The 5833-nt window shown below is 70.8% G+C and carries 5 protein-coding genes; all 5 read right to left on the bottom strand.

Annotation, left to right across the window (positions count from 1 at the left end; all coding sequences use genetic code 11):
• On the bottom strand, nt 1-835 hold an 835-nt coding region (locus ACFQGU_RS15915; protein ID WP_386768592.1), incomplete at its 3' end, for a Na+/H+ antiporter NhaA.
• Between the two features lie 188 nt (nt 836-1023).
• On the bottom strand, nt 1024-2982 hold the full coding sequence (acs, locus tag ACFQGU_RS15920) for an acetate--CoA ligase (protein ID WP_386768594.1): 1959 nt from the start codon (nt 2980-2982) through the stop codon (nt 1024-1026).
• Between the two features lie 193 nt (nt 2983-3175).
• The gene (locus tag ACFQGU_RS15925; protein ID WP_386768596.1) at nt 3176-4780 is read right to left on the bottom strand and encodes a solute symporter family protein; all 1605 of its coding nucleotides are present in this window, start codon (nt 4778-4780) and stop codon (nt 3176-3178) included.
• Between the two features lie 3 nt (nt 4781-4783).
• The gene (locus ACFQGU_RS15930) at nt 4784-5185 is read right to left on the bottom strand and encodes a DUF485 domain-containing protein (protein WP_386768598.1); all 402 of its coding nucleotides are present in this window, start codon (nt 5183-5185) and stop codon (nt 4784-4786) included.
• A 278-nt stretch (nt 5186-5463) separates the two neighbouring features.
• Nucleotides 5464-5833, bottom strand: a 370-nt coding sequence (locus tag ACFQGU_RS15935; protein WP_449280329.1) for a sodium:solute symporter family transporter, incomplete at its 5' end; no start/stop codon positions are given.

A 5833-nucleotide genomic window follows, 5' to 3' on the forward strand; every position in this document is an offset into this window, starting at 1 on the left:
ACACGCCGGCCGACACGGGCCGCACGGAGTGCTCCCAGCGGTCGGCGGGGGCCTCGTGCTCGCCCGGGTCCTTGCGGACGCGGGTGAGGAGGCCGAGCGCGACGCCCGCGACGGTCGCGTGGATCCCGCTGGCGTGCATGAGCCCCCAGATGACGAGGGCGAGGGGGAGGTAGACCCACCACCCCTCGACCCGCAGCCGCTGGAGCAGGATCCAGAGCCCCATGCCGACGATCGACAGCAGGAACGGCACGAGCGCGAAGCCGTACGAGTAGAAGACCGCGATCACGAGGATCGCGCCGAGGTCGTCGACGACGGCGAGCGTCAGCAGGAACGCCCGCAGCGCCACCGGCAGGTTGCGGCCGAGGACCGCGAGCACCGCGAGGGCGAACGCGATGTCGGTGGCCATGGGGATGCCCCAGCCGACCCGGGCGGCGGTGTCGCCCATGACCGTGACGGTCAGGGTGAACAGCAGCGCCGGCATCGCCATGCCGCCGAGCGCCGCCACGACCGGGACGATGGCCTTGCGGCGGTCCGAGAGCGACCCGACCACGAGCTCGTGCTTCAGCTCGAGCCCCGCGACGAAGAAGAAGACGGCGAGCAGGCCGTCGGCGGCCCAGGTGGCGAGGGTCAGGTCGAGGTGAAGCACGGCCGGGCCGACCACGATCTCGGTGAGCGAGGTGTAGGCGTCGCGCCACGGCGAGTTGGCCCAGACGAGGGCGATGACGGCCGCGCCGAGCAGCAGGCCGCCGCCGACGGTCTCGTTGCGCAGGGCGGTGAGGACGTACGAGCGCTCGGCGAGCGGCAACCGGTCGAACACGACGTTGGGCTGGCTCACGACACCTCCGTGCGGTCGGCGCCCGTCGTGCCGGCCGGGTGATCGGCCGACCTGCCGGGCGTGCGGTCACGACGAGCGGACCCGTCGCCCGGGCACCGCGCCGACCAGACTTCCCGGCTCACCACCGTCCACCCTGCCACATCCGCAGCCCCCGGCCCCGGTGCAATGAGCCGGGGACGCAGCGGGGGTCAGTCCTCGTTGGCGGCGCCGCTGGCGAGGCCCTCGCCGATGAGGTTCATGACGCTGGCGTCGGCGAGGGTGGTGGTGTCGCCGGTGGCGCGGCCCTCGGCGACGTCGCGCAGGAGACGGCGCATGATCTTGCCCGAGCGGGTCTTGGGGAGCTCGGGCACGACGAGGATCTGGCGCGGCTTGGCGATCGGGCCGATCTCGTGGGCGACGTGGTTGCGCAGGTCGGCCACCACGTGGTCGCCGGGGTCGACGCCCTCGCGCAGGATCACGAACGCGACGATGCCCTGGCCGGTGGTCTCGTCGGTGGCGCCGACGACGGCCGCCTCGGCGACGACCGGGTGCGAGACGAGCGCGGACTCGACCTCGGTGGTCGAGATCCGGTGGCCCGACACGTTCATGACGTCGTCGACGCGGCCGAGGAGCCAGATCGCGCCGTCCTCGTCGAGCTTGGCGCCGTCGCCGGCGAAGTAGAGGCCCTTCCAGCGCGACCAGTAGGTCTCGACGTAGCGGTCGTTGTCGCCCCAGATGCCGCGCAGCATGGACGGCCACGGCTCGGTCAGCACGAGGTAGCCGCCTCCGCCGTTGCCGACGGGGTGGGCCTCGTCGTCGACGACCTCGGCGTTGATGCCGGGGATCGCGGTCATCGCCGAGCCGGGCTTGGTCGCGGTGACGCCGGGCAGCGGGCTGATCATGATCGCGCCGGTCTCGGTCTGCCACCACGTGTCGACGATCGGGCAGCGGTCGCCGCCGATGACGCGGCGGTACCACATCCACGCCTCGGGGTTGATGGGCTCGCCCACCGACCCGAGCACGCGGAGGCTGGTCATGTCGAAGCCGGCAGGGATGTCCTCGCCCCACTTCATGAACGTGCGGATCGCCGTGGGCGCGGTGTAGAGGATCGAGACGCGGTACTTCTCGACGAGCTCCCACCAGCGGCCGTTGTGCGGCGTGTCGGGAGTGCCCTCGTACATGAGCGACGTCGCCCCGTTGGCGAGCGGGCCGTAGACGACGTACGAGTGGCCGGTGACCCAGCCGATGTCGGCGGTGCACCAGTAGACGTCGGTGTCGGCCTTGAGGTCGAAGACGTTCTTGTGCGTGTACGACGCCTGCGTGAGGTAGCCGCCGGTCGTGTGCAGGATGCCCTTGGGCTTACCCGTGGTGCCCGAGGTGTAGAGGATGAACAGCGGGTGCTCGGCGTCGAACGCCGTCGCCTCGTGCGTGGTCGACTGCGACCCCACGAGGTCGTGCCACCAGATGTCCTTGTCGGTCCACTCGATGTCGTCCTGGCCCGTGCGCTTCACGACGAGCACGCTCTTGATCGACGGCGACGCCGCGACGGCCTCGTCGACCGCGGGCTTCAGCGCCATCGGCTTGCCGCGGCGGTTGCCGCCGTCGCACGTGATCACCAGGACCGCCTCGGCGTCCTCGATGCGCGAGCGCAGCGCCTCGGCGGAGAACCCGCCGAACACCACCGAGTGCACGGCGCCGATGCGTGCGCACGCGAGCATCGCGACCGCGGCCTCGGGGATCATCGGCAGGTAGATCGCGACGCGGTCGCCGGCCTTCACGCCGAGCGACTCCAGCGCGTTCGCGGCCTGGCTCACCTCGGCCAGGAGCTCGGCGTAGGTGATGTCGCGGGTGTCGCCGGGCTCGCCCTCGAAGTGGTACGCCACCTTGTCGCCGCGCCCGGCCGCGACGTGCCGGTCGAGGCAGTTCACCGCGACGTTGAGCTTGCCGCCGTCGAACCACTTCACGAACGGCGCGTCCGACCAGTCGAGAGCCGTCGTCCACGGCGTCTCCCACTCGAGGGTCGCTGCCTGCTTCTCCCAGAACGCGACGCGGTCCGCCGAGGCCTCGGCGTACAGGTCGGCCGTCGCGTTGGCCTGCGCGGCGAACTCCGCCGACGGCGGGAAGGCGCGGTCCTCGTGGGACAGGTTCTCGATCGCGTCGTGGCTCACGTCGCTCCTCGGTTCTGGGGGTCGGCGGGTGCCGACGGGAGTCAGGTGTCGTTTCTACCGCAGGGCGGGGTTGCGGGGGAGGCTGCATGCCTAGGCTGCCCCGGTGAGCGTGCGGCCGAGGTGCCCCGGCGGACCGGGGCACCTCGGCGCGGCTGCGGGGCGGCGCCGCTCTCGAACGACGCCGCCCCACGGCTCAGTGCGCGCCGGCCCCCGTGAGGGCTCGCACCTCGAGCTCGGGGTACTTCTCCTCGCTCGACTCCTCGCGCCCGGTCATCGTGCCGAGCCAGGCGCAGAAGAAGCCGAACGGGATCGAGATGAGCCCCGGGTTGTTGAGCGGGAACAGCGCCGGGGTCGTCGTCGAGAAGATCGACGTCGGCGTGCCGAAGCCCACCGGCGAGATCACGACGAGGATCAGGGCCATGCCGAGACCGCCGTAGATCCCCCACACCGCACCGCGGGTGGTGAACCGCTTCCAGAACAGCGAGAAGAGGATCGTCGGCAGGTTCGCCGACGCCGCGACCGCGAACGCGAGCCCCACGAGGAACGCGATGTTCTGCTTCTGGGCGAGGATCCCGAGGATGATCGCGAGGACGCCGATCGCGATGGTCGCGAGCCGCGCCACCTTGACCTCCTCGGCCCCGGTCGCCTTGCCCTTCTTGATCACGTTGCCGTAGAAGTCGTGTGCGAACGACGAGCTCGACGCCAGCGTGAGCCCTGCGACCACCGCGAGGATCGTCGCGAAGGCGACGGCGCAGATGACCGACATGAGGACCGTGCCGCCGACCGAGCCGGCGCCGCCACCGAGGAACTGCGCGAGCAGGGGCGCCGCGGAGTTGCCGCCCTTGTCCGCCTCGGTGATGGCCTCCGACCCGACCAGAGCCGCAGCACCGAAGCCGAGGAACGTCGTCATGATGTAGAAGGCGCCGATGATGCCGATCGCCCAGTTGACCGACGTACGGGCCGCACGCGCGGTGGGGACGGTGTAGAAGCGCGTGAGGATGTGCGGGAGGCCGGCCGTGCCGAGCACCAGCGCGAGGCCGAGCGACAGCAGGTCGACCGGGTCCTTGTACTTGTTGCCGGGCGCGAGGAAGTTCGGGTTGCCGCTCGCGTCCTGAGCCGCGGTCAGCATCGTCGAGACGTTGAAGTTGAACTTCATGAGGACGAGCACCGAGATCAGGATCGTGCCGCCCATGAGCAGCAGGGCCTTGATGATCTGCACCCAGGTGGTCGCCTTCATGCCGCCGACGATCACGTAGACGATCATCAGCGCGCCGACCGCGGCGATGGTGAGGCTCTTGCCCGCGTCGGACGTGATGCCGAGCAGGAGCGAGACCAGTGCACCCGCGCCGGCCATCTGGGCCAGCAGGTAGAACAGCGAGATCGTCAGGGTGGAGATCGACGCCGCGGTGCGTACGGGGCGCTGGCGCAGGCGGTAGGCCAGGACGTCGGCCATCGTGAACTTGCCTGAGTTGCGCAGCGGCTCGGCCACGAACAGCAGCACGACGAGGTACGCGACGAGGAAGCCGACGCTGTAGAGGAAGCCGTCGTAGCCGTAGAGGGCGATCAGCCCTGCGATGCCGAGGAAGGAGGCTGCCGACATGTAGTCGCCGGAGATGGCGATGCCGTTCTGGATGCCGCCGATCGAGCGGCCCGCGGCGTAGAAGTCCTCCGCGTTCTTGGTCTTGCGCCCCATCACCACGGTGATGCCGAGGGTGATGCCGACGAAGACGAGGAAGAGCACGATCGCGAGGATCCGCTGGGAGTCGCTGGTGATCGCGGCTGCGAGGGTCGTGGTCACTGGTCAGGCTCCCGTGCTCAGGTCGGCCTCGAGGAGCTCCTCGTCGGACGTGTGGGTGGGGTGCGCGCCGCGCAGGGCGTCGAGCCGCTCCACCTCCGCCTTGAGCTCGGTGGCCTCCGGGTCGATGTTCTTGTCGGCGTAGCGCGTGTACGCGATCGCGATCGCGAAGGTGCTGACGAACTGCAGCAGCGCGAAGATGTATCCGATGGTGATCGAGCCGATGACGGGGGTCGCCATCCACTCTCGCTGCCATCCGGCGCAGTAGATGAGCAGCAGGTACCACGCCATGAACAGCGCGCCCATCGGGAAGATGAAGCGGCGGTAGCGGCTGCGCAGGTCGCGGAACTTCGGGCTCCGCTCGACGACGAGGTACGGGTCCTCGTGCGTGCTTTCGGTAGAGCTCACTGGGACTCCTCCGGTCGGGACGTCCGATCGAGATGGACAGAGCGCCTGTGACCTCGGTCACCCGGCGGGAGCGAGTGTGGGTGCCGGCGATGCTGCGCGGAACGGGATGCCCCGTGCACCTCGCCGGGTGGCAGGCACGGCGAGCCGAGAGGGGCCCGACGGCCGTTGCGCCTGCGCCGAACGGTCCGGCCTGCGCGCCGAACGGCCGCCGCGTCCTGCAGGTGTGACGGGGCCGTGAACCGTTGGGCGCCGTGAGGTTTCGTGGGCAGACCGGCCGCTCAGCGGCGGGTGTCGAGCTCCTCGGGCGCGTGCAGGCGCGTCATCGCGCTGTCCGCCGTACGCCGTCCGCGGTCGGTCGTGCGCAGCGACACGATGATCCCGGCGGCGAACGCGAGCGGCACGGTCCACGCGGCCGGCTGGCCGAGGAGCGCGCCGACGATGCCCGTGAACGGACCTGCGGCGAGCACCAGCACGACGGCGAAGAGCGCCGTGCCGCCGCCGACCCACAGCGCGGCGAGGGCGCCCCGCGAGGTGAGGCGCGGCCACCAGATGCCGAGCACGAGCAGCGGGCAGAACGTCGAGGCCGCGACCGCGAAGGCGAGCGTCACCGTCTGCGCGAGGTTCGCGCGTCCGGCGACCAGTGCGAGG

Source organism: Longivirga aurantiaca (assembly GCF_042660085.1).
Taxonomy (GTDB): domain Bacteria; phylum Actinomycetota; class Actinomycetes; order S36-B12; family CAIYMF01; genus Longivirga; species Longivirga aurantiaca.